The organism is Pseudomonas yangonensis (genome assembly GCF_009932725.1).
GTDB classification, from domain to species: domain Bacteria; phylum Pseudomonadota; class Gammaproteobacteria; order Pseudomonadales; family Pseudomonadaceae; genus Aquipseudomonas; species Aquipseudomonas yangonensis.
In genome coordinates this window covers 1-23,951 of sequence record NZ_BLJU01000005.1, presented here as the reverse complement: position 1 = coordinate 23,951, position 23,951 = coordinate 1, and the positions used below count along the sequence as shown (strand labels likewise).

General features: G+C 62.2%; 19 protein-coding genes. 11 read left to right on the top strand and 8 right to left on the bottom strand.

The window, feature by feature from the left end:
* Nucleotides 1-6: 6 nt before the first annotated feature.
* Nucleotides 7-1,218: an MFS transporter gene (locus tag GYB81_RS08845; protein ID WP_161867684.1), complete on the bottom strand. Its 1,212-nt coding sequence runs from the start codon at nt 1,216-1,218 to the stop codon at nt 7-9.
* A 267-nt stretch (nt 1,219-1,485) separates the two neighbouring features.
* On the opposite strand from GYB81_RS08845, the gene GYB81_RS08840 reads away from it, so the two are divergent.
* Entirely contained in the window at nt 1,486-2,658 is a 1,173-nt protein-coding gene (locus GYB81_RS08840; protein WP_161867683.1) for a p-hydroxyphenylacetate 3-hydroxylase oxygenase component, read from the top strand.
* Between the two features lie 77 nt (nt 2,659-2,735).
* Nucleotides 2,736-3,671, top strand: a complete 936-nt coding sequence (locus tag GYB81_RS08835) for a p-hydroxyphenylacetate 3-hydroxylase reductase component (RefSeq protein ID WP_161867682.1) — start codon at nt 2,736-2,738, stop codon at nt 3,669-3,671.
* A gap of 217 nt (nt 3,672-3,888) precedes the next feature.
* On the opposite strand, the gene GYB81_RS08830 is transcribed toward GYB81_RS08835, so the two are convergent.
* Together GYB81_RS08830 and GYB81_RS08825 are read right to left on the bottom strand one after the other, a co-directional pair.
* Nucleotides 3,889-4,230: a carboxymuconolactone decarboxylase family protein gene (locus GYB81_RS08830; protein WP_212632078.1), complete on the bottom strand. Its 342-nt coding sequence runs from the start codon at nt 4,228-4,230 to the stop codon at nt 3,889-3,891.
* 87 nt (nt 4,231-4,317) lie between these two features.
* Nucleotides 4,318-5,091: an SDR family NAD(P)-dependent oxidoreductase gene (locus GYB81_RS08825; RefSeq protein WP_161867680.1), complete on the bottom strand. Its 774-nt coding sequence runs from the start codon at nt 5,089-5,091 to the stop codon at nt 4,318-4,320.
* A gap of 163 nt (nt 5,092-5,254) precedes the next feature.
* On the opposite strand from GYB81_RS08825, the gene gcvA reads away from it, so the two are divergent.
* The gene (gcvA, locus tag GYB81_RS08820; RefSeq protein ID WP_161897789.1) at nt 5,255-6,166 is read left to right on the top strand and encodes a transcriptional regulator GcvA; all 912 of its coding nucleotides are present in this window, start codon (nt 5,255-5,257) and stop codon (nt 6,164-6,166) included.
* Between the two features lie 233 nt (nt 6,167-6,399).
* Here the strand turns inward: gcvA and GYB81_RS08815 are convergent, their stop codons facing one another.
* Together GYB81_RS08815 and GYB81_RS08810 are read right to left on the bottom strand one after the other, a co-directional pair.
* Nucleotides 6,400-7,398 (bottom strand): asparaginase, encoded by a 999-nt coding sequence (locus tag GYB81_RS08815; protein WP_161867679.1) that lies wholly within the window; start codon nt 7,396-7,398, stop codon nt 6,400-6,402.
* A gap of 14 nt (nt 7,399-7,412) precedes the next feature.
* A complete protein-coding gene (locus GYB81_RS08810; RefSeq protein ID WP_233787530.1) occupies nt 7,413-8,546 on the bottom strand; it encodes a DSD1 family PLP-dependent enzyme in 1,134 nt (377 codons plus the stop codon).
* 92 nt (nt 8,547-8,638) lie between these two features.
* Here GYB81_RS08810 and GYB81_RS08805 point away from each other — a divergent pair, with 92 nt between their 5' ends.
* From GYB81_RS08805 to GYB81_RS08795, 3 genes are all read left to right on the top strand, one after another.
* Nucleotides 8,639-9,559, top strand: coding sequence for a LysR family transcriptional regulator (locus tag GYB81_RS08805; RefSeq protein WP_161867678.1), 921 nt, complete (start codon nt 8,639-8,641; stop codon nt 9,557-9,559).
* 105 nt (nt 9,560-9,664) lie between these two features.
* Nucleotides 9,665-10,294: a helix-turn-helix transcriptional regulator gene (locus tag GYB81_RS08800; protein WP_161867677.1), complete on the top strand. Its 630-nt coding sequence runs from the start codon at nt 9,665-9,667 to the stop codon at nt 10,292-10,294.
* 10 nt (nt 10,295-10,304) lie between these two features.
* A complete protein-coding gene (locus GYB81_RS08795; protein WP_218573891.1) occupies nt 10,305-11,255 on the top strand; it encodes an ornithine cyclodeaminase family protein in 951 nt (316 codons plus the stop codon).
* A 99-nt stretch (nt 11,256-11,354) separates the two neighbouring features.
* Here GYB81_RS08795 and GYB81_RS08790 read toward each other — a convergent pair whose 3' ends face one another.
* The 3 genes from GYB81_RS08790 to GYB81_RS24710 all read right to left on the bottom strand — a co-directional run bounded on the left by GYB81_RS08790 (nt 11,355) and on the right by GYB81_RS24710 (nt 12,981).
* The gene (locus GYB81_RS08790) at nt 11,355-12,548 is read right to left on the bottom strand and encodes an MFS transporter (protein ID WP_161867675.1); all 1,194 of its coding nucleotides are present in this window, start codon (nt 12,546-12,548) and stop codon (nt 11,355-11,357) included.
* Between the two features lie 84 nt (nt 12,549-12,632).
* Complete coding sequence (locus GYB81_RS24715) at nt 12,633-12,782, bottom strand: hypothetical protein (protein WP_233787528.1); 150 nt, start codon at nt 12,780-12,782, stop codon at nt 12,633-12,635.
* A 118-nt stretch (nt 12,783-12,900) separates the two neighbouring features.
* Nucleotides 12,901-12,981, bottom strand: coding sequence for an asparagine synthase-related protein (locus GYB81_RS24710; RefSeq protein WP_233787546.1), 81 nt, complete (start codon nt 12,979-12,981; stop codon nt 12,901-12,903).
* Between the two features lie 180 nt (nt 12,982-13,161).
* On the opposite strand from GYB81_RS24710, the gene GYB81_RS08780 reads away from it, so the two are divergent.
* From GYB81_RS08780 to recD, 5 genes are all read left to right on the top strand, one after another.
* The gene (locus GYB81_RS08780; protein WP_161867674.1) at nt 13,162-14,016 is read left to right on the top strand and encodes a helix-turn-helix transcriptional regulator; all 855 of its coding nucleotides are present in this window, start codon (nt 13,162-13,164) and stop codon (nt 14,014-14,016) included.
* Between the two features lie 204 nt (nt 14,017-14,220).
* The gene (locus GYB81_RS08775; RefSeq protein ID WP_161867673.1) at nt 14,221-14,544 is read left to right on the top strand and encodes a ComEA family DNA-binding protein; all 324 of its coding nucleotides are present in this window, start codon (nt 14,221-14,223) and stop codon (nt 14,542-14,544) included.
* A 150-nt stretch (nt 14,545-14,694) separates the two neighbouring features.
* Nucleotides 14,695-18,108: an exodeoxyribonuclease V subunit gamma gene (gene recC / locus GYB81_RS08770; protein ID WP_161867672.1), complete on the top strand. Its 3,414-nt coding sequence runs from the start codon at nt 14,695-14,697 to the stop codon at nt 18,106-18,108.
* Entirely contained in the window at nt 18,105-21,734 is a 3,630-nt protein-coding gene (gene recB / locus GYB81_RS08765) for an exodeoxyribonuclease V subunit beta (RefSeq protein ID WP_161867671.1), read from the top strand. The genes recC and recB overlap by 4 nt, the downstream gene beginning before the upstream one ends.
* Nucleotides 21,731-23,761 (top strand): exodeoxyribonuclease V subunit alpha, encoded by a 2,031-nt coding sequence (gene recD / locus GYB81_RS08760; protein ID WP_161897788.1) that lies wholly within the window; start codon nt 21,731-21,733, stop codon nt 23,759-23,761. The genes recB and recD overlap by 4 nt, the downstream gene beginning before the upstream one ends.
* Nucleotides 23,762-23,951 lie beyond the last annotated feature (190 nt).

Genomic DNA, 23,951 nt, shown 5'->3' with positions numbered 1-23,951 from the left:
TTCTGATCAGCCGTGCTGCATACGGCGATGCTGCCAACTGGCCCAAGTCCAGTACGACAGCAGCAGGCAGCCCGCACCGATCAGCACCCAGGGTGCGCCGAAGCGGGTGGCCAGCAGGCCGGCCAACAGCCCGCCAATGGCGTCGAAGCCGAAGCGAGTCGAGGTGTACAGCGCGACGATTCGTCCGCGCAGCGCCTCAGGAGCACTGCTCTGCAAGATGATGTTGGTGCCCACGTTGCTCACGGTGATGCCGAAGCCCAGCAGTAGCATGGCGGCCTGTGCCAGCCACAACTGGGTGCTGACGGCCAACATCATCATGGCCAGGGCACTGACGGCAATCGATATCAGAATCAGGCCTGGCAACGCTGTGGTCGTACGCCTGCCTGCCAACAGAACGCTCGAGCCCAGCGAGCCGAGGCCCGCCGCTCCCCACAACCAGCCGAGGGTGGTGGCATCTCCGGCAAAGATGTCCCTGGCGAAAACCGGCAACAGCACCACATAGCTCGAGGCGGTCAGGTTCACCGCCAGCACGCTGAGCATCAAGCGCTGCACTCGTGAGTTGCTGCGCACGTAACCCAGTCCCTCGCCAAAAATGTTGCGAAACGAACCGCTAGCACGAGGTGAGGGGGCCAGCCGAATACAGGTCAGGCCAACCATAAGCGCCAGGTAGGACACCGCGTTGAGCGCGAAGCAAACCGCTTCACTGACGAAGCCAAGCAGAAGCCCCGCCAGTGGCGGACCGATGAATCGCGACAAGGTGAACAGCATGGCGTTGAGCGCCAGGGCGTTGGGCAGGTCCTCTCGATCATCGACGAACTGGCTGAGCAGCGACTGGCGCAGCGGTGTATCGACGGCGTTGAGTAAGCCGAGCAGGGCGGCCATGACCACGATCAGTGCCGGGCTGATCATCTGACTGGCGGTCAGCAAGGCCAATGCCAGCGCCTGCATCGCCAATGCGCCTTCTACCAGAATCAGCAGGCGCCGCTTGTCGTGTCGGTCGATCCACGCGCCGGCAAAAGGGCCAGCCAGTAGTTGCGGCAGCAAGGCGGCAAAGGTGGTCAGGCCAAGTAGGGCCACCGAATCGGTCAGTCGGTAGATCAGCCAGGACAGCGCCACCTGCTGCACCCAGGTACCGAGCGTGGAAATGGCGTGACCGATGAAATACAGGCGGAAGTTGCGGTGGCGTAGGGCGCGCAGGGAGTCGGGCCAGTGACGCATACAGGCGTGGTTCCAGGGCCGAGAAAGGGGCGTGATGATAGCTTTTCATTACGTTATTAACAATTATTCGGGCGGGCATGTGATCCCTTGTATTGGGCCGCTGGATTGACCATGAAAAGTGCAATATAGACTTTGTAATGTCCATTTTTGTCGTTGCGGAGGCTGCGCATAATCCTTTTCGTAAAGCCGCTACGGTGCGCTGCTTCGCGTCATCTTCATTTGATCATGAGCGAAGTGAACGAACTCCTAACAAGAAAGGGCCCCACGATGAAAAAGCCGAATCCGCTTCTTGATGCTCTGCAGGAAATACTTCCGACAATCGCCGCCAATGCCGCCCAGGCCGAAAAGGAACGGATGGTGCCGCCAGAGAACATCGCCATGCTCAAGGGAATCGGCATGCACCGGGCCTTTCAGCCCAAAGCCTACGGAGGTCTGGAGATCTCCCTGCCGGAATTTGCCGACTGCGTCGCAGCACTGGCGGGCGCCTGCGCAGGTACCGCCTGGGCGTTCAGCCTGCTCTGCACTCACAGTCATCAGATGGCAATGTTTTCCAAGCAGCTGCAGGAAGACGTGTGGGGGCACAATCGCGACGCCACGGCTAGCAGCAGCATTGCTCCGTTCGGCAAAGCCCAGAATGTCGAGGGCGGCATCATCCTCAATGGCGAGCTGGGTTGGAGCAGCGGTTGCGATCACGCCGAATGGGCCATCGTAGGCTTCCGCCGTCCGATGGCAGAAGGGGAGCCTCCGGCATATTGTTTCGGCGTCGTCCCGCGTAGCGATTACGAGATTCGTGATGACTGGTACGTGGCCGGTATGAAGGCCAGCGGTACCAAGACGCTGATCCTCAAGGATGTATTCATTCCCGAGCATCGGATCGAAGCCGCTAAGGACATGATGGAGGGACGCTCGGCAGGCTACGGTCTGTATCCCGACAGCAAGATCTTCTACGCGCCTTATCGCCCGTATTTTGCCAGCGGTTTTGCAGCGATCAGCCTGGGCATCGCCGAGCGGATGCTGGTGGTCTATGCGGAAAAGACCAGGAATCGGGTACGTGCCTACACCGGCGCTCATGTCGGTGCAGCAACCCCTGCATTGATGCGCCTTGCCGAATCCACTCATCAGGTAGGCGCCGCCCGTGCCTTTCTCGAAAAAACCTGGCAGGAGCATGCCGAATACGGCGAGCGACACCAGTATCCCGATAATCGCACGCTGGCCTTCTGGCGCACCAATCAGGCCTATGCCGTGAAAATGTGCATCCAGGCCGTGGATCGCCTGTTCGAGGCGGCAGGCGGCACCAGCTGGTTCGACCATAACGAGATGCAGCGGCTGTTCCGCGATTCCCATATGACCGGTGCTCACGCCTACACCGACTACGACGTTTGTGCGCAGATCCTTGGGCGCGAACTGATGGGGCTCGAGCCCGACCCGAGTATGGTCTGAGCCACATCACCCTTACGCGCTTCACCCATTAACAATCGATGCGCCGGTGCCTGCCCGGCGCTTAGGAACATAACGTCATGAACGAACAAGAAGAAGCGGGCTTCGATCCGCGTGCCTTTCGCCGTGCCCTGGGTAACTTCGCTACCGGCGTGACCATCATGACCGCTGCTGCGAATGGCAAGCGTGTCGGCGTGACTGCGAACAGTTTCAACTCCGTATCACTGGATCCGGCACTGATTCTCTGGAGTATCGACAAACGCTCGGCCAGCTACGAGGTGTTCAACGCCTCCAGCCATTTTGCGGTGAACATCCTGGCCGCTGACCAGATCGATCTATCCAACCATTTTGCGCGGCCCAGTGATGACAAATTCACTGGCATCGAGGTAGAGGAGGGCGCTGGCGGCGCACCGCTGTTTGCCGATTGTGCTGCCCGTTTCCAATGCGAGCTTTATCAGCAAATCGATGGCGGCGACCATTGGATTTTGCTCGGCAGGGTCGTCGCGTTCGATGACTTTGGCCGCGCGCCGCTGCTGTATCACCAAGGTGCTTATTCCTCCGTGCTGCCACACCCCCGCGCGATCAAGAAAAACGAAGGGGTTGTGAGCACGGTGTTTCAAGGACGGCTTGGCGAAAATCTCTATTACCTCATGACGCAGGCCGTGCGCAGTTATCAGAGCGACTACCAGCCCCGGCAACTGGCGACCGGTTTGCGCACCAGCGAAGCACGCATGCTGATGGTGCTGGAGTACGACGCTTGCCCCGGGATAGAAGCATTGCAGGCGCTCGTCGGTATGCCGGTGCGCGAGATCGATGAGGCCCTGAACAATCTCAAGCGCCGCGGCTTTGTGAATGATCAAGACGGGCGTTATTCGTTGACGACAATGGGGGCTGAACAGGCAGAAGTCCTCTGGCAGATAGCAGAGGCCCAACAGGACAGGGTATTTGCCGGTTGCAGCGAGGGCGAGATTTCGGCATTCAAGAAGGTTTTGAAAAAGGTCATCGCACTGGTTTGATCACCGACCGTGGCTTCGGCGCTGGCGCCGGACATTGCACGGTCTTCTACCGGGTACTCCTCGTCTCCTTCACAGCGCCAGATATCCGATGGAGGCGAGGTCATCGACAGTTTCTGGCGCAGCCAGGCGCTGGATGAGCACAGCGGGAGCGACCCGCATGTGCGTCAGCAGCGAGCCTGGGGAAGGCGGCTGCAAGGCCGAGGTGACGTCAGGGCAGTTATCTGTCGCGCAGTTGTGCATGGGCTTCAATTACCCGCGCCGAATAGGTCAGCGCTGCGCCCGCATTCATGGCAATGGCGACCCCCAGTGCTTCGGTGATTTCCGCCAGGGTTGCGCCTTGATCGACTGCCTTGCTGGTATGTACCGCGATGCAACCGTCACAACGTGTGGTGATTGCAACCGCGAGCGCGATCAGCTCATGTATCTTGGGCTCCAGCTGTCCAGTCTTGACCGCCGCACCCTCGATGGTGGTTAGGCCTCGAAGGATATCGGGACTTTGCTTGGCCAGATCTCCCACGCGATCCAGCAGCGCATCAAAGTAGGCGTTCCAGTCATTCATCATGGTTGTGTCTCCGCAAAGATAGGTGGCCGGGCATGGTTGGTGCAGAGTGATGGAGCGGCGTGATCATCCGCTCCATGGGCAGGTTTAGTTGCGACCAGCCATGACGCCGCCGTCGACGTCCCAGATCGCGCCGGTAACCCAGCTGGCCTGCTCGGAAAGCAGGAAGGCGACGACGCTGGCGACGTCTTCAGGCTTACCCACGCGGCCAATAGGGTGAAAGCTATTGAAGCCCTGCAGCGCGTTATGAACTTCCGCCTTGGGAATGAACCCTTCGTAGATCGAGGTTTGCACGACCGCTGGCGAAACGGCATTTACGCGGATGTTGTGAGGGGCCAGCTCCATTGCCAGGTGCTGTGTCAGGGAGTGCAGACCTGCTTTGGCCATGGAGTAAGCAGAGGACGGGGTGGCGGCAATCGCCTGTTTGGCCCACATCGAACCGATGTTGACGATGGCACCAGGGCGGCCGCGGGCGACCAGGTTCGCGACCACTTTCTGAGTGATGAAGAAAGTCGCCCTGTTGAGGGCCATGTATTGGTCGTAGTCGGCGTCCTGATGCTCCAGGAATGGTTTGGGGAAGAATACGCCAGCGGCGTTGACCAGCAGATCGATGTCGGTGTGTTGCTCGCTGATGACATTGATCACCCTGTGCCGGCCTTCATCGCTGGCGAGGTCCGCGACCAGAGCTGTCACCGGGCCGAATGCCGAAAGTTCTTCAAGGGCTTCTTCGGTCTTGCCGGGACGACTGCCGACAATGACGGCACTTGCGCCCTGGGAAAGAGCGATACGTGCGGTTTCGAAACCCATCCCGCTTGTACCGCCGATTACCAACAGTTTCTTGCCTTCAAATCTTGTATTCATGGCTAAACCTCTTTGCTTGCTGACGGCAAGCACCGGATAAGTGTTGATGACAAGCAGGGCTGAAGTTGTTTGTCGGCCCTGATCGTGAACAGATATTCGGCGCTTCCGCCTACGCGGACAAACGAGATAAAGTGTCTTTTCACTAAAGAAAAAGTTTATTGCCATGAATGGTCCGGTTCATCTGAATGCCCTACGTGCATTCGAGGCAAGCGCACGCCATCAAAGCTTTTCTGCAGCGGCGCGCGAACTCAACGTCACCCCGGCGGCCGTCGGTCAATTGGTGCGTACGCTGGAGGATTGGCTGTCGACACCGCTGTTTCACAGAGCGACCAGTGGCCGGGTACGCCTTGTGCCGACCGAGGCGGCAGAGCGCGCGCTGCCTGACATACGGGCGGGGTTCGACCGTCTGATCCTGGGGCTTGAGAAGCTCAAGGAAAGCTCCGCCAGCGGCGTTCTGACCGTTACGGTCAGTCCGGCATTCGCCGCAAAATGGTTGCTGCCGCGTATCGACAGTTTCCATAGTGCCTGGCCAGACACCGATGTACGTCTGGACACCAACCTGCGCGCGGTCGACTTTGTCAGCCAGCGGGTCGACATTGGGGTGCGGTACGGCGCTGGCGAGTGGACGGGGTTGGTGGCCGAAAAACTGATGGAGGAAGAGGTTTACCCGGTGTGTTCGCCAAGCCTGCTGATCGAGTCCTCCCGCCTGCAAGTCCAGGAAAGTCTGACCAGGCAGACGCTGATTCATGACCTGTCGATGGATAGCCAAACCGGCTTTCCAACCTGGGAAACCTGGCTGGCAAAGGCGGGGCTGGCAGGCGTTTCCACCAGCCGCGGGATGAAGATCAATAACTCGGCAGCGGTACTGCAAGCAGCAATAGACGGCCAGGGCATTGCACTGGCCCGTAGCGTGATGGCGCGCGACGATCTGGCGGCCGGGCGGCTGGTGCGGCTTTTCCCCGAAATACAATTCGAGTCCGCTCTGGCTTATTACGTGGTGTACCGCCAGGACTGCGCGAACCTGCCTCGCCTCAGGGCTTTTCGCGACTGGTTGTTTGAGGTGAGCACACGATAGGGTTGTGCTCACCGGCCCGTCCGGCTCTTGGCCGGTTCTGTTGCATCGCCCATGCCTTAGACACACTGGCTTGGCCAGCACGCGGTACGGCCTGCATGATCCGACACTTATCCGGAGGGCGGCAGCGCCGATAGCGTGCCGCCTGCTCGATCCACCAATGCTGTCTTGCGACTTCTCTCACCGTTCCTCAGGTGCCCAGGTTGTGGCCTGGAAGCATCGAGTTAAGCATTGGCTCAATGGCTGGTTTTGACTTTATCTCGGAGCTGCAAAAGCAACGCGATCCTGGCCTTCACAGGTGACAGATCAACAGCCATCGGCAGCAGCGAATCCGGAGCGGGGATGATGCGCCCTTCGGCACAGCGGGTTGCCACGAGCACTACAATGCCAGCGGCCTGAGCGCGAAGTGCCGCTTGTTCCAGCACGTGATGAACCCCACCATTGCCCGTCGCCGCCAGCACGATCCCTGCCACCGCTTCAGGATGCCCGTCTTGCCGTTCGCGGATAAGCCCGTCGATCAGGTCGCTGCGAGCGCCGGCATGGCTTAGAACGATCTCGACACGATGCCATCTATCGCCGGCCGGCAGGGATTTGCGGTCACTTTTTGGCTCCGGCATACCCTCGTATGGCCAGCTGCGTAACAACCGTACCTTGCCTTCCTCCACATAGGCGATCGGTCCGGCGTCACCGGAACCAAATGCATTGAGGCGGTAGGGATGCACCTTGCGAACGTCAGTCGCGCAGTGCACCTCGCCGGCGCACACTACGACCACGCCGGTTGCGTCAGCGGCAGTAGCCACCGCCAGCGCGTCCCGCAAGTTCTGCGGCCCGTCGGCATTCGACGAGGTCGCCGGCCGCATTGCGCACGTAAGAACGACGGGCTTCGGCGACTGAAGCACCGAGTGCAGGAAAAACGATGTTTCCTCGATGGTATCCGTGCCGTGGGTAATGACCAATCCGGCCACCTCGTCCTGTGCCAGCCAGTGTTCGCAGCGCAGTTGCAAGGCATGCCAGGTGTCCAGGTCCATGTCCTTGCTATCCAGTTGCGCGACCTGCTCTGTGTGAAGGATGAAACCATCCGGCACCTCGATCCCATCGACCAAGGTACTTACCGGCACTGTCCCGGCGGTGTAGCCGAGATTGGCCCCCGCCTGGGCCGAGGAACCTGCGATGGTGCCGCCTGTTCCAAGTACTGCGATATAGCGGCGAGCGCCGGAAAAAGAAGTAGTCGTCATCGCATAGGCTCCTATCACCAACCGTAGAAACGAGGCCAGGTGGCGGTGCTGCCATCGGGCAGTTGCGCGTGATACACCGGGTGTTGCGCGCCCGTTGCGCATGCGTGATTAGGAAGGATGCGCAGTCGTGTTCCGATAGGAAAACGTGCTGCCATGTCGCCATCGGGCGTGCCGCTGCGGGAGATGATTCCGTGCTCCTGGTTGGCGCTGCTGAGGATGTAGCCGTCCAGAACTTCTCCGTCTTCCGTGCACACCTGGCCAAAACCGAAGTCATGCCTTTGCTTTTGCGTGCCGCGGTCACGGCTCATTGCCATCCACCCCGCGTCGACGATCGCCCATCCTTTTTCTTGCTGATGGCCAATAACAGTCGTGAGAACACTCAATGCGATGTCGCTGGTGCTGCACACGCCCACGTTATGCATTACCAGATCGAAGAACACGTAAACGCCGGCCCGCACCTCGTCCACACCCTGGAGATTCTCGGCGGCCAAAGCCGTTGGCGTTGAGCCTACGCTTACCAGGGGGCATGGCAGGCCAGCTTCGCGCAACCTTTTTGCTGCCCGCACGGCACCAGCGCGCTCCTGCTCGGCAATGCGCAGCAGCGCGGCATGGTTATCGTAGTCGTAGCTCGACCCGGCATGAGTCATAACGCCCCCCACTTGCATGCCCCCGTCGCTTAGCTCACGGGCTACTTCGAGCAGAGTGTCTTCCTCGGGCTTGATGCCCGAGCGGTGGCCGTCGGTGTCGATCTCGATCCAGACTTCGAACACGACGCCATGGGCTTTGCCGAACCTGACGATTTCCCGAGCGGCGGAGACGTTGTCAGCGACGATCTTGAGATCACAACCGCGCTGGCGAAGTGTCAGCGCTTGAGGAAGTTTGCTCGATACCATTCCGACGGCATACAAAATGTCGGTAAGGCCCGCCTCGAAAAAATGTTCGGCTTCTTTGAGGGTTGAGACGGTGATGCCTTTCGCACCGGCAGCGATCTGGGCCTGTACCACAGGTAGGCATTTAGTGGTTTTCACGTGCGGACGGAAGCGCACCCCCAAAGCATCGATGTGCTTCTGCATACGATTGATGTTGTTCTGCATCCGTAGCGTGTCAATGACGGCAGCAGGCGTGTTCAGCTCTTTGATTGTGATCATCGGGTGGCCTCCGGAAACTGGTGTCGCAACTGTATAGGTGGATGTAGCATCTGCGGTTAACCAGGTTTAACTTCAGGATTAAGGCTGATTTAATGATTAGCTTCGATGACCTTCGCATGATCCGGGCGCTCGGCAGTGGCGGTTCGCTGGCAAGTGCGGCCCGCCTGTTGGATCTGACGCCCCCTGCTCTGACAGTGCGTCTCAGGCGTCTGGAGGAAACGCTTGGCGTGCATCTGGCGGTGCGCGGAGCCCGCGGGATCACCTTCACCGATGAGGGCCGTCGGTTGCTGGAGGAGGCTGTCGAAGTGCTCGACCGAATCGAGGCACTTCCGGAGCGCATTGGCGGCGAAGCCCGATCGATGGCAGGCCGGCTTCGTGTGGTCGCTCCGTTCGGTTTCGGACGCCAATACATGGCCCGTATCGTGCGGGACCTACACCTGACTCACCCGTCCCTGAATATCGCTTTGAATCTATGCGACAACCCGCTTCGTGACGCGGCGACACATGACGTGGTGATCCACATCGGTGAGTTGAATGATTCTTCCTGGGTCGGCCACATGCTGGCGCCTAATGACCGAGTTTTGTGCGCAAGCCCCGCATTCGTTGCCCGTTTGAAAGAGCCGCTGTCGCATCCAATGCAGCTGGCCAACCAGACTTGCCTGTGTCTGAAGGAAAACGATGAAGACTTGACGCGCTGGCGGTTCATACCCGGACGTGGAACGAGAAAAAAACCTCGCAATGAGGTTTCGATCCGCGTGGCTGGGCCTCTGTCTTCCAACGATGGTATGGCTGTTACGCAGTGGGCTTTGGACGGCCTTGGCATCATGGCGCGCTCTGAGTGGGAAGCCGGGCCGCTGATCGCTTCAGGACGCTTGGTTCGCCTTCTCCCCGACTGGCATATGGAACAGGCTCCGGTGTTCGCCCTGACCCCAACCCGTAAAGGCGCATCCGCGCGGCTGCGACTGTTCATTGAGGCTTGCAGGCAAGCGCTCGATCCCGTGCCCTGGAGGTAACCGGACTTGCCGGGATGAAGGCGGCGCCAGGATCCCGCGCGTTGCGAGGTTGACAAAATGTCTAACACTGGACATTCTGTCAAAAACAACGATGGACCCTGGCGCATGATCAAACGAACTCACGAACAGCAGTGCCTGCTGGAACAAATCAAACAGGTCGCAGACGGGCTCGCCAAGACTTTCGCTCCGTTCTGCGAAGTGGTGGTGCACGATCTGTTGGATCCTTCTCACGCACTGCTGGCGATCCATAACAATCTGTCTGGTCGGGAAGTTGGCTGTCCCGCCACCGAGCTTGGATTGGCCCGCATCATGGATCCCGACTTCGAGCAAGTGATCGCCAACTACCCGAACCGATTCTCCGATGGCCGTCAGGTCAAGAGCACGTCAATCGGCATCAAGGATTCGGAAGGGCGATATATCGCCGCTCTATGCATGAACATAGACCTCACAATGTTCCAGGGTTTTCAGGGAATGTTGAATCAGTTCGCTGCAACGCAGACTGACTCGGTTACCAGCGAGACGCTCGACCCCACCGGCTCAGAGGCCATCCGCGCCTTTATCGACCAATACGCAGCGAGTCTGGCCACTACGCCACGGGCACTCAAAGCCAGCGATCGCCGTGCGTTAGTCCAGGAGCTCAAGACGGCCGGTCTGCTCGATCTGCGTCGAGCGATGGAAACGACCGCAGCTCACTTGGGCGTTTCTCGTGCTTCGGTGTACGGCTATGCGAAGTGATGCGAGTCTTTTGCTTGTCGACAAAAACACCGTCGACGCTTTGCTCCTTTCCGATGACGTTCTCGACGCGGTGCGGGAAGCCTTCGCCCTGCACAGCGGGCGCGAAGGTCGCGTGTTTCCGGTGGTGCGCGAGCCCTTGATCACGGGCGGCATATTCGGGATCAAGTCAGGCGATGTGCAATCTCAAGGCCTTCTCGGTCTGAAGGCGGCTGGCTTCTGGCCGTCGAACCGCCTGAGGGGAGGGGAGCCGCATCAAGCCACCATCTTGCTATTCGATCCTGCCACCGGTCGCCCACTATGCGTTATCGACGGAAACACCATAACCACCGTACGCACGGGGGCTGCAGGAGCGCTCGGGCTGCACGCTCTTGCTCGTCCCGATAGTGAGCAGGTCACCGTGTTCGGCACCGGCGTTCAGGCGAGATCGCAACTTACGTTCGCTCTACGCACACTGCGCCATCTGCGCTACGTCAAATACGTCTCCGCGGATCGCAAGCCGGATTTTGCCTTTGAGGCCCAGTTCGAGCAGCGATGCCAGATTCACTGCGCAACCGACGCGAACGCTGCCGTTGCTCAAAGCGATGTAGTGATCACTGCCACCCCAGGCAGCGGCCCCTTGTTCGACAAAGATGCTGTCCGGCCTGGCACGCACATCAACTGTGTCGGCGCTGACACGCATGGAAAGCGTGAATTGCCCGAAGGGTTGCTACAAGAGAGTCGTCTGATCGTCGACGACCTTCAACAGGCGCGAAGCCTTGGCGAACTGCAATGGGCGCCGGACACCGCGTGCGTAGAACTTGGGGATCTGCTTACTGGCAAGGTCACCTTTGACCGGGCGGATTCCGACATCACCGTATTCGACATGACCGGACTCGCGCTGCAAGACCTGACCGTGGCGCGGCTCATTTTCCAGAAAGCTTCTGCTGCCGGTACAGGCACCAGCGTTGTCTGGCCATGGTAACTGATGAGAGAGACCTCAAATGATCAATGCTCCGTCCTATGACGATGTGGTTGCCGCAGCAAAACGTATCGAGGGTCATGCCAACATGACCGGGGCCCGCTAGGGAGTGGTTTGCACATCGCCGCTCCAGGTTGGCCGGCGACGCAGGTTGATGATTTGCAGCAGGGCGCCAAGGGCTGCGACACCACCAGCACTGGCGGCCAGGGTCCAGCTGGGCATTTGCAACAACAGAACAAGGCCGCCCGCCGCGGCGCCGATAGCGCTGCCCAGGTAGAGCGCCGACTCGTTCAGGGCGATGGCCAGGTTGCCGTCACCCTGGTCCTGGCGCGCCAGGATCAGCTCGTTATTCTGCGGCACTTGCAGCGCCCAGCCGACCGCGCCCCACAGGGTGATGGGCAGCATCACCAGCCAGGTGTTGAGGGTCGCCGCGAGCGGCAGAACGAACAGCGAAACGGCGAGGATCAGCATGATGGCGAAGGTCAGCACCGGGCCTTTGATGCGATCCACCAGCGGGCCGATCAGGAAGCTGCCCAGCACACCGCCGATACCCCAGACCCACAGATAGGGCGTGACCGAACGCACCGCGCCGTAGGCCGGGTCAGCCAGCAGCGGGGCGATGAAGGTGTACATGCCCAGGCTGGCGATGGCGGCCAGCAGCGATACCAGCAGGATGACCAGCACATGGCTGTCGCCGAGGATCGCCAGCTTCTGGCCCAGCGTGGTGGCGGTGGCCGCCGGCAGGGAAGGGAGCTTCAGCAGCAAGCCGAAGAAGGCTACCAAACCGAGCAGGCTGACCAGCCACAGGGCGGCCTGCCAGCCGAGCTGTTCGGCGATCAGCAGGCTGAGCGGCACGCCGAGCACCACGCCGCTGGCCATGCCACCCATGATGATGGCGATGGCTTTGCCGCGGCGCTCCGGGGCGGATACCGCGGCCGAGGCGCCGATGCCCATGGCCAGGTAGACACCCGCGCCGATACCCGCGATGGCGCGCCAGATCATCAGTGCGGTGAAACTCTCGGCCATCGCACTGGCGGCGTTGGCGATGACGAACAGCCCCAGGGCCAGCAGCAGGCCGGCGCGCTGGCGATGCGCCGGCGTCAGGGCAACGAAGATCGGCGAACCCAGGCCGTAGGCCAGGGTGAACGCGGTGACCAGCTGCGCGGCCACCGCGACGGAAACCGCGAACGAGGCCTCGATCATCGGGATCAACCCGGCGGTGACGTAGGAGGCCATGCCAAGGGCGAAGGCCCCCAGCGCTATGAGGTAGATGGGTGATTGGTTGGGTGTGTGCATGCTTGGACTCGCTTGCGTTGCAGGAACGCGTGGGTGGTACGGCGAAGGGATGCGGCCCCGCACCGGGCCACATCCGGTTGGGGACTAGAGTTCGAGGTCGACGTCGTACTCGTTCAGCCAGGTGTTGAGGCCGACCGCCAGCTCCATGCCCGTGCGCTCATTAATGGGCGAAACGCTGCTAAACGACTTGGCCAGGGTTTGCTGGATACGGCCGCTATGGAGCAAGGGCGTCAAGCAGCACCTGCTCGTAGGCTGGATCCAGGGGCGAGGGGTAGGGACTCTTGACGCTCGCGGATCGATTCCAGCAGCAGGTCGCGGTGAGCAGGGTGCTGTTCTCCCAGCTGCCGGGCCTTCATCGCCCTGGAACACTGAAGGCGATCTCGACCAGGCGCTGATTACAAAGGGGCGTTCGCACTTCAACCCCGAAGGCCATGCATTGGTCCCGAAAGCGCTTTGCAGCATCGTTTGATTCCTTAGCCAGTTGATAGCGCGTCTCTCTGCGCGTCATAAGCGAAAGCCCAGCCCACGGGTAACTGCGGCCGGGCGGACTATTTTTATCGTGATTTGTAGGGGGTACAATTTGACTGTTTATCCTAGTACTTGAGGTAATTGAATGAGCGCACCTCGTACAGCTGAACGCACGCGAATAGAACTGGCCGAATTCCTGCGTAGCCGCCGCGAGCGCATTTCACCGGAGGAGGTGGGCCTGCCCGTCGGAAGCCGGCGGCGTACGCCAGGGTTGCGTCGTGAGGAGGTTGCGGCGTTGGCCGGGGTGGGATTGTCCTGGTATACCTGGCTGGAGCAAGGGCGAGATATCAGTGTTTCCGCGACCTTTCTCGACAACCTTTCGCGCACGCTCAAGCTGGACGCTACCGAGCGTCGACACCTGTTTCTGCTTGCTCACCAGCGCCTGCCGCCTGAGCCGGGTAAGACTTGGTGCAAGGTTCCGGCGCTGATTCATCGATTGATGGACGACCTACCGTTGAGGCCGGCCTATGTGCTCAATCTGCGCTGGGATGTATTGGCCTGGAACGCGGCTGCGGATCGGTTGTTCGGCTTCTCTTCTCATACGGCGGACTGCCGTAATCTGCTGTGGATGCTGTTTACCAGCCCGGTCATTCGTGAACTGTTCAACCCTTGGAATGAACAGGCGCTGCAGATCCTTTCCAGCTTTCGCCGCGACTTCGTACGCGCTACCCAGGATCCCGATATCGCCGCGTTGGTAAAAGATTTGGAAAAGGCCTCGCCGGAATTCAAGAGCTGGTGGCGGCAGCAGGACGTCCATGGCCCTTGCCACGGAATCCGCCATTTGAAGATCGAGGCGGTTGGAGATGTGGTGTTCGAGCACGCCACGCTGACCGTTGACGAAGATCGCCATCTTCGATTGGTCTATTACGCGGCGAAGGACGGCTTGCCACAGAGCCATGCCTTCGAGCTGTGGCTTCAGGATAAGCGGGTACTGGCATAAGAGCTTGGCGCATGTTCATCCGATTGATTATCCGCACTGAGCACCCACCCTAAGTTCTCTGCGCAAAAAAAACGCGCAAGTGGCGGCTGGATATCAGATTTGCTCTTGTTCGACATTGCCCAGAATTTGACAGAGAGGGAATAGCGTCTAGGTTAAAGATCGAGCCTAACGTGCTCGTTTAACTCACTTACAAGGAACGTTAAGATGATGAAAATCTACCTTTCCTCCGTTCTCTTCGCTGTTCTGACCTCCCTCTCCCTGGCCGCTTCGGCAGTAGAAACTTCGAACTCCGAACCCGACAAGGCAGCCTCCGCACAGGTTGTTGAGGCGGTAACCGTCAATCTGAATACCGCTGATGCCGAGACACTTCAGCGCGAGTTGGCTGGTATTGGTGCGACCAAGGCGCAAGCCATCGTGGCTTATCGTGAGGCTCACGGTAACTTCGCTTCGGTTGACGAGTTACTCGAGGTCAAAGGTATTGGTGAAGCGACTCTGGATAAGAATCGCGACAAGCTCTTGGTCGATTGACGCCAGCAGTTGTCATTGCCACTCGAGGCCGGTCATTGATCGGCCTTTTCGTTTTTTGGCGGGGCCTCAGAGGCGACATAGCCGCTGATGACTCACCTTGTCGCCAAATGCTGGCAAACTTGCGCTTCGATTTTCGACAGGAGTCAGTCGATGCCCGCCAGCCCGGAGCTGTCCCCCGGCCTCATCGTCATTCACGGTAACCACCTCGAAGAGCTGCGTGCGCTGGCGGTGCAGTGGATGCGGCGCTATCCGCTGCGGCCGCTGGAAAACGAAGTACTGCTGGTGCAAAGCAACGGCATCGCGCAGTGGCTCAAGTTAGCACTGGCCGAGCGTGATGGCTGCGGTATCGCGGCGGCGCTGGATGTCGATCTGCCGGCACGCTTTCTCTGGCAGGCGTACCGTAACGTGCTGGGCAATGAGGCTATTCCGCAAGAGTCGCCGCTGGACAAGGCGCCGCTGACCTGGCGCCTGATGCGGCTGTTGCCGGGCTTGCTGGCCGAGGAGTCCTTCGCTCCGCTGCGCCGCTTCCTTGCTGATGACCAGGACCTGCGCAAGCGCCACCAGCTGGCCGAGCGTCTGGCCGATCTGTTCGACCAGTACCAGGTCTACCGCGCCGACTGGCTGGCCGACTGGGCCGCAGGGCAGGACCGCCTGCGCACCTCGCGTGGAGGTGAGCGGCCATTGGAGGGCGATTCACGCTGGCAACCCGCGCTGTGGCGCGCCTTGCTGGCGGACGTTGGCGAGCAGCATCTGGCCGAAAGCCGCGCCGGTGTGCATCCACGCTTCGTCGCGCGTCTGGCCGAGCTGGACGCGCCGCCCGCCGGGCTGCCGCGACGCATTACCGTTTTCGGAATTTCTTCGTTGCCAGCCCAGGTGCTCGAGGCGCTGGCGGCCATGGCGCGTTTCAGCCAGGTCATGCTCTACGTGCACAACCCCTGTCAGCACCACTGGGGCGATATCGTCGAAGACAAGGACCTGTTGCGCCACGAGTACCGTCGCCAGCAGCGCAAGGGCAGGCCGGGCGCGCAGATCGGTCTGTTCGAACAGGAGGACATGCACCAGCACGGGCAGCCGCTGCTGGCAGCCTGGGGCAAACAGGGGCGCGACTATATCAACCTGCTGGATCAGTACGACGAGCCGCAGCGTTACCGCGAGCAGTTCGACCGTATCGACCTGTTCAGCCCGGCCAGTGAAGACAGCCTGCTCGGCCAACTCCAGAATGACATCCTCGACCTGCGCCCGCTGGCGGAAACACGCAGCACCTGGCCTCCCGTCGACCCCGCCAAAGATCATTCGCTGCGCTTTCATATCGCCCACAGCGCTCAGCGCGAGGTGGAGGTGCTGCACGACCAGCTGCTCGCCTGTTTCAGCGAGGACGCCACGCTGCGGCCGCGCGACATCATCGTCATGGTGCCCGACGTCAACGCCTACGCACCGCATATCCGGGCCGTGTTCGGCCAGTTCGGCAGCGACGATCCGCGCTTCATTCCCTTCACCCTGGCCGACCAGGGGCTGCGCGGCAAGGAACCGATGGTCATCGCGTTGGAGCACCTGCTGCGCCTGCCGGACAGCCGCTTCAGCGTCAGCGAGATCCTCGATCTGCTGGATGTCGCTGCGCTGCGTCAGCGCTTCGCCATCGCCGAGGAGCAGTTGCCCACCCTGCGCCGCTGGCTGGAAGGCGCCGGTGTGCGCTGGGGGCTGGATTCGACCCAGCGGCAGGCGCTCGGCCTGGGCGAGAATCTGGAGCAGAACACCTGGCGCTTCGGCCTGCGGCGCATGTTGCTGGGCTATGCCGTGGGTACGGCCGACGCCTTTGCCGGCATCGAGCCGTACGACGAAATTGGCGGACTCGATGCCGCGCTGATCGGTCCGGTGACGCGGCTTTTGGAAAGCCTTGACCGGCATCTGCAGCAGCTGCGCGAGCCGGCCACGCCGGTGCAGTGGGGCGAGCGCCTGCGCAGTTTGCTCGACGACTTCTTTCAGCCGCAGAGCGACCGTGAAGAGGTACTGACGACCCAACTGCTCGATGCACTGGATGCCTGGCTGGAGCTGTGCGAGGCGGCGACGCTGGACGAAGCGTTGACTCTACCGGTGGTGCATGAGGCCTGGCTGGGCGGGCTCGACCAGGGGCGGCTGAGTCAGCGTTTCCTTGCCGGTGCAGTGAACTTCTGCACCCTGATGCCGATGCGCGCGATTCCGTTCCGCCAGGTCTGCCTGCTGGGCATGAACGATGGCGATTATCCGCGCAGCCAGGCGCCGCTGGATTTCGACCTGATGGCAGGCGATTACCGCCCCGGTGACCGCTCGCGCCGCGAGGATGACCGCTATCTGCTGTTGGAGGCGCTACTGGCGGCGCGCGATCGTCTATATATCAGCTGGGTGGGGCGCAGCATTCGCGACAACAGCGAGCGCCCGCCGTCCGTGCTGGTCGGCCAGCTGCGTGACCATCTTGCCAGTGCCTGGACGCTGGCCGGTGGTGGCGACCTGCTGCATGGCCTGACCACCGAGCACCCCTTACAACCCTTCAGCCGCCGCTACTTCGATGGCCAGGGACAGCTGTTCAGCTATGCCCACGAGTGGGCAGCCCTGCATGGCCAGGCCCCGACCCGCGAAAGTGCGGCGTCTTTGCCCGCCTGGGAGGAGGGAGTGCAGCTTACGCCCGAGCTGTTGCAGTCGTTCCTGCGCGATCCGGTGAAATGCTTCTTCACCCGTCGGCTCAAGGTGTATCTCGACGAAGAAGAGCAGGCGCAGCTCGACAGCGAGCCCTTCGCCCTCGACGGCCTGCAGCGCTACCAGTTGCAAGAAGCGCTGCTCAAGGCGGCAGTCGCAGACGAGGGGGGCAGCGACGATGCGCTGAGGTCGGCAGCCGACCGTCTGCAGCGTAGCGGCGTGCTGCCGCTGGCCGGTTTTGGCGAGCAGTACCGCAACGCCCTGCTGGAGCCGCTGCCGGTACAGGTGCAGCGCTATCAGGGGCTTTGCCTGTGCTGGCCGACCCAGCTGGAGTCACCGCAGCGTCTGACTTTCGCGGCAGCCGGTGTGCAGCTCGACGGCTGGCTTGCCGGGTTGCGGCAGAAGGCCGATGGCGGCCTGGCGCGCCTGGAGCTGCTGCCGGGTGCACTGCATAAGGACAAGAGCTGGAAATGGCATCGCCTGCTGCGCCCCTACGTGTTGCACGTCATCGCCGCAGCCTGCGGCGTACCGCTGACTACGCTGCTGGTTGGCGAGGATCGCAGTCTGGCCTTCGAACCTGTAGCGACCGAGCATGCCGCGCGCATTCTGACGATCTGGTTGGAAGCCTGGAGTGCCGGTATGCAGGCGCCGTTGCCGGTTGCCTTGAAAACCTCGCTGGCCTGGTTGCAGGAAAACAATGAGGACAAGGCTCGCAGCGTCTACGAGGGCAGCTACAACCTCGCCGGTGAAGTCCAGAGTAGCGCCAGCTTGGCGAGGCAGTTCCCGGACTACGCCGCGCTCACCGCTGATGGCCAGTTTCCGACATGGAGCGAACGGCTCTACCAGCCGCTGCTCGACAGCCATCCGCAAGCGCTCGAGGAGGACGCAGCATGAACCGACAGCGTCCTCTGGCCCTGACGTTTCCCCTGCATGGCAGTCGCCTGATCGAAGCCAGCGCCGGTACGGGCAAGACCTTCACCATTTCCGCGCTCTACCTGCGGCTGATCCTCGGTCATGGCGGCGACGCCGCGTTCCGCGAGCCCCTGCTGCCGCCGCAGATTCTGGTGGTGACCTTCACCGATGCGGCCACCCGCGAGTTGCGCGACCGGATTCGCGCGCGCCTGGTCGAGGCCGCGACCGTATTTCGTGGCGATGCCCAGGGCGATGATCTGCTGCGCGAATTGCGCAGTGACTTCGCCCAGACGCAGTGGGACGAGTGCGCCCGCCGTCTGGAGCTGGCGGCGCAGTGGATGGACGAGGCAGCCGTGTCCACCATCCACGGCTGGTGTCAGCGCATGCTGCGTGAACATGCCTTCGACAGCGGCAGTCTGTTCAGCCAGACCCTTGAGACCGATCACAGCGAACTGCTGGCCGAAGTGGTGCGCGATTACTGGCGGCAACACTGCTATGCGTTGCAGGGCGCGGCGCTGCAATGGGTCGCGGGTGTCTGGGGGACGCCTGCAGGGCTGGGGGCGCGGCTGCGACCGTTGTTGGGCGAAGAGGCGGAGATCGCGACGCAAGCGCTGGGCGAACTGCTCGATGGCGCGCTGCAGCAGCGCGAGCAGGCGCTTGCCGAGCTCAAGGCGCCCTGGCTGACGTGGGCCGATGAACTGCAGCTGCTGCTGGATGCTGCTGTGGCGGCCAAGCAGGTGGATGGCAAGAAACTCCAGGCGCGCTTCTACAATCCCTGGCTGGCCAAGTTGCGCGAGTGGGCCGGTGGCGAAGAACCGCGCCTCGACCTGGGCACCGGTTTCACCCGCCTGACCCCCGATGGCCTGGCCGAAGCCTGGAAAGGCGAGGCGCCTGCTCATCCCGCGTTGGACGCCATGGCTCTGCTCAAGGCGCAACTCGATGCGCTGCCTGATCCCACTGACGCGGCGTTGCGCCACGCGGCGGCCTGGGTTCGCCAGCGCTTCGATTGGGAGAAACGCCAGCGCGCGGAGATGGGCTTCGACGACATGCTCGTGCGCCTGGACGCTGCCCTGCAGGGCAGCAACGGCGTGCGCCTGGCCGAAGTGATTCGCCGCCAGTTCCCGGTGGCGATGATCGACGAATTCCAGGATACCGACCCGCTGCAGTACCGCATCTTCGATACGCTCTACGAGGTCGAGGCCAACCGCGGCGACTGCGGCCTGTTCATGATCGGCGACCCCAAGCAGGCCATCTATTCCTTCCGCGGTGCCGATATTCATACCTACCTGCGCGCGCGCCGGGCGACGTTGGGTCGGCACTACAACCTGGAGAAGAACTTCCGTTCCAGCCAGGCCATGGTCGATGCCGTCAACGGCGTGTTCCTGCGGGCCGAGCAGCGTGACGGCGGCGAGGGGGCGTTCCTGCTGCGCGATGATCTGCCTTTTATCGAGGTGGGCGCGCAGGGGCGAGGCGAAGTCTGGAGCGTCGAGGGGCAGGCGCAACCCGCCCTTACGGTGTGGCAGCTGGCGAGCGACGAGCCGGTCGTCAAGGGCGTTTATCTGGATGCCATGGCGGCCGGTGCGGCCAGCGAGATCGTGCGTCTGCTGGATCTGGGCCAGCGTGGGCAGGCGGGTTTCATCAAGGACGGCGTGCTGAGTGCTCTGCGGCCCAGCGACATTGCGGTGCTGGTGCGTGACTTCAACGAGGCGCAGACCATTCGCGGCGAGCTGGCTGCACGCGGCGTGCGCAGCGTTTACCTCTCCGACAAGGATTCGGTATTCGCCGCCCAGGAGGCACGCGACCTGCTGCTATGGCTGCGCGCCTGTGCCGAGCCGGATCAGGATCGCCCGCTGCGTGCGGCACTGGCCAGCGCGACACTGGGGCTGGCATTGAGCGAGCTGGAGCAGCTCAACCTCGATGAGCGCACCTGGGAGCGCCGGGTCATGCAGTTCCGCGACTACCGCCAGCGCTGGCAGCGTCAGGGCGTGCTGCCGATGCTGCGTCAGTTGCTGCAGGACTTCGAGCTGCCGCAGCGCCTGATGGGGCGTGACGATGGCGAGCGGGTACTGACCAATCTGCTGCACCTGGCCGAGCTGCTGCAGCAGGCTGCCGCCGAACTCGATGGCGAACTGGCGCTGATTCGTCATCTGAGCGAGCTGCTGGCCGGCGAGGGGCAGGCTGCCGATGAACAGGTGCTGCGCCTGGAGAGTGACGAGGCGCTGGTGCGCGTGGTGACCATCCACAAATCCAAGGGGCTGGAGTATCCCCTGGTGTTTTTGCCGTTTATCTGCGCATTCCGTCCGGTGGATGACAAGAAGCCGCTGCAGATTCACGACGGCGACCGCCGCCGCCTGGTGCTCAAGGCCGATGACGACAGCCTGCTGCGCGCCGAGCGCGAACGCCTGGGTGAAGACCTGCGCCTGCTCTACGTGGCGTTGACCCGTGCCCGGCATGCCTGCTGGCTGGGCGTGGCGGATCTGAAGATCGGCAACGGCAAGAAGTCGCGTCTGCACGAATCGGCGCTGGGCTATCTGCTCGGTGGCGGCGCGTCGCTGGCGGCGAGTAACGAGCTCGCCGGTTGGCTCACGCCATTCGCGGCTGGGCTCGAGAGTGCCGTGGCGCCGGTGCCGCCGGCCAGTGAGCAGCGTTATCGAATGATCGAAGAAGGACAGTTCGCGCCGCACTGGCGCACGCCGGCGCGGCGCGCTGCCGAGCACTGGTGGATCGCCTCCTACAGCGCACTGCGCCTGGACGAGGATGCCCCCAGTCAGGTCAGCCGCCACGAGGACGCCGCGCCCGATAGTCCGGCGATGCAGAACGTCATCGACGATGAGGATCCGCTGCTGGCCCTGGCGCCGCTGCCAGCATCCGCTCAGGGCCTGCATCGCTTCCCGCGTGGGCCCAACCCCGGCACCTTCCTCCATGGCCTGCTGGAAATGGCAGCGCAGGAAGGCTTCGCCACCCTGGCGCAGGATCCGCCCAGGTTGCGCGAGGCTTTGGCCAGGCGTTGCCAGCGTCGTGGACTGGAAAGCTGGATCGATCCGCTGCAGGACTGGCTGCTGGCGCTGCTGAGCCAGCCGCTCCCACTGGCGGGCGCGGATGGCGTGGTGCTGGCGCAACTGACGCAGTATCAGCCCGAGCTGGAGTTCTGGTTCGAGGCGCGCGGGGTGGATGTCAGGCTGCTGGATCAGTGGGTGCAACAGTGCGAGTTACCGGGTGTCGCCAGGCAGCCGCTACGGGCTGACACCCTTAACGGTATGTTCAAGGGTTTTATCGATCTGGTATTCGAGCATCAGGGGCGTTACTACGTGGCGGATTACAAATCCAACTGGCTCGGCAGCGACGATGGCGCCTACACCCGTGAAGCCATGGAGGTCGCCATCGCCAGCCACCGTTACGATCTGCAGTACGTGCTCTACGTGTTGGCTCTGCATCGGCAGTTGCGTCTGCGCCTGCCGGATTACGACTACGACCGGCATGTGGGGGGCGCGCTCTATGTGTTTCTGCGCGCACCGCAGCAGGGCGCCTATCTGGCCCGGCCGCCTCGTGAGCTGATCGAGCGGCTGGACGCGCTGTTCATGGGCGAAGCAGAGGAGGGCGCAGCATGAGTACGACGCTTGCGCCGGCGCTGCATGATCGCGCCGAACTCTTTGCCCTGCTTTCCACCTGGAGCGAGCGTGGCTGGCTGCGCGAGCTGGATCGTGCGCTGGCGCAGCTGTTCGCTGAACTGGACCCGGACGCTTCACCCTTGCTGCTGCTTGGCGCCGCGCTGGCCAGCCACCAGTTGGGGCAGGGCCACGTCTGCCTCGATCTGGCGGCCACGCTGGCCAACCCGGATTTCACCCTGTCTCTGCCGCCGGAAGGCGAGGACGCGCAAGAAGCGATGCTCTTGCCGTCCCAGGTACTGGCCGGGCTCAGTCTGGAGTCCTGGCTGGCGGCCTGTGCCGGCAGCTCGCTGCTGGAGTCCGAAGGTGCGCCGCTGGTGCTCAGCGGCGCCTGTCTATATATGAGGCGTTACTGGAACTACGAGCGTCAGGTGGCAGGCGATATCGCCAGGCGTCTGCAGGCGAGCGCTGAGGCCCCGAGCGATCTGGCCGCGCGCCTGGCTTCACTCTTTCCCGACGCGCTGGTGGTGGACGGCCAGCGCCAGACCGACTGGCAGAAGCTGGCCTGCGCCATGGCCGCGCAGGGGCGCTTCACCCTGATCACCGGAGGGCCGGGAACCGGCAAGACGACGACGGTGGTGCGCCTTCTGGCGCTGCTGCAGGAAGCCGCCATGGCCACTGGCGAGCCGCTGCGCCTGAGCCTGGCAGCGCCTACCGGCAAGGCAGCCGCGCGGCTGACCGAATCTATAGGCGCGCAGGTGCAGTCCCTGGCGCTGGACGAGCGAGTGCGTGAACAGATTCCTACCCTGGTGACGACGCTGCATCGTCTGCTGGGCAGTCGTCCCGGCAGCCGCCATTTCCGTCACGATGCCGCCAACCCCTTGCCACTGGATGTGCTGGTGGTCGACGAAGCCTCGATGATCGATCTGGAAATGATGGCCAGCCTGCTGGGCGCGTTGCCGGCGCATGCGCGTCTGATTCTACTGGGCGACAAGGACCAGCTGGCGTCAGTGGAGGCCGGCGCGGTGCTGGGTGACCTGTGCCGGGAGGCGGAAAGCGGTGGCTACAGCGAGGCGACGCTTGCCTGGCTGGAAAGCCAGACGGGCGAGCGGTTGGACGATCCGGCGTTGATAACCGGTAACAAGGCGCTGGCGCAGCATATCGTCATGCTGCGCCACTCGCGTCGTTTCGGCAGTGGCTCGGGTATCGGGCGTCTGGCGCGGGCGGTGAACCAGGGGGATGCGCAGCCGGCCCGCACGACTCTGGCAACCGGCGCGGACGACCTACATGTGCTGCGCCTGTCCGGCGAGCAGGACCGAGCGCTGGAGCGACTGTTGATCGGCGGGCTGGGCGAAGCCGAGCCACGTCCGCAGGGGTATGCGCATTATCTGCAGGTGATGCAGGCGCAGCGTCCCGCCCCGGGTGCTGATCCCCAGGCCTGGGATCGTTGGGCCGGTAATGTCCTGGCAGCGTTCGATCAGTTCCAACTGCTCTGCGCGGTTCGTAAAGGTACTTGGGGTGTCGAAGCGCTCAACGAACGTATCGCTGAAGCATTGGTACGTCGCCGCCTCCTTGAACAGTCGCATGGTTGGTATGAAGGGCGGCCCGTGCTGGTCACGCGCAACGACTACAGCCTGGGGCTGATGAATGGCGATATCGGCATCGCGCTGCGTCTGCCCGAGCCGCCGGAGTTTCCAGGTGCGCCTGTACGCGAGGTGCTGCGCGTTGTGTTCCCGCGCAACGACGGCAGTGGCGCCTTGCGGCATATCCTGCCCAGTCGCCTCGGCGCGGTGGAGACCGTGTTCGCCATGACGGTGCACAAGTCGCAGGGCTCGGAGTTCGCCCATTGCGCACTTATCCTGCCTGACAGTCTCAATCCTGTGCTGACCAAGGAGCTGATCTACACTGGCATCACCCGGGCTCGCGGTTGGTTCAGTCTTATCGAGAGCCGTGCCGGCATTTTCGAACAGGCCGTACAGCGCCGCGTTGAACGGCGCAGCGGTCTGCGCGAGGCGCTTGAAGCGCTATAAGTAATAAAACTGCAAAATAAGCTTGACGCGCATTCTGCTGGATGTAGAATGCGCGCCACTTCAGCGATGAAGCGCTTCAAAAACTTCTTGTTAATCAATAAGTTAAGTTGAATGAAGGGCTTGCAAAGCTGGATCTGGCGTGTAGAATGTGCGCCGGTCGACAGGGTGGCGGTTTGATCCTGTTGGTGGT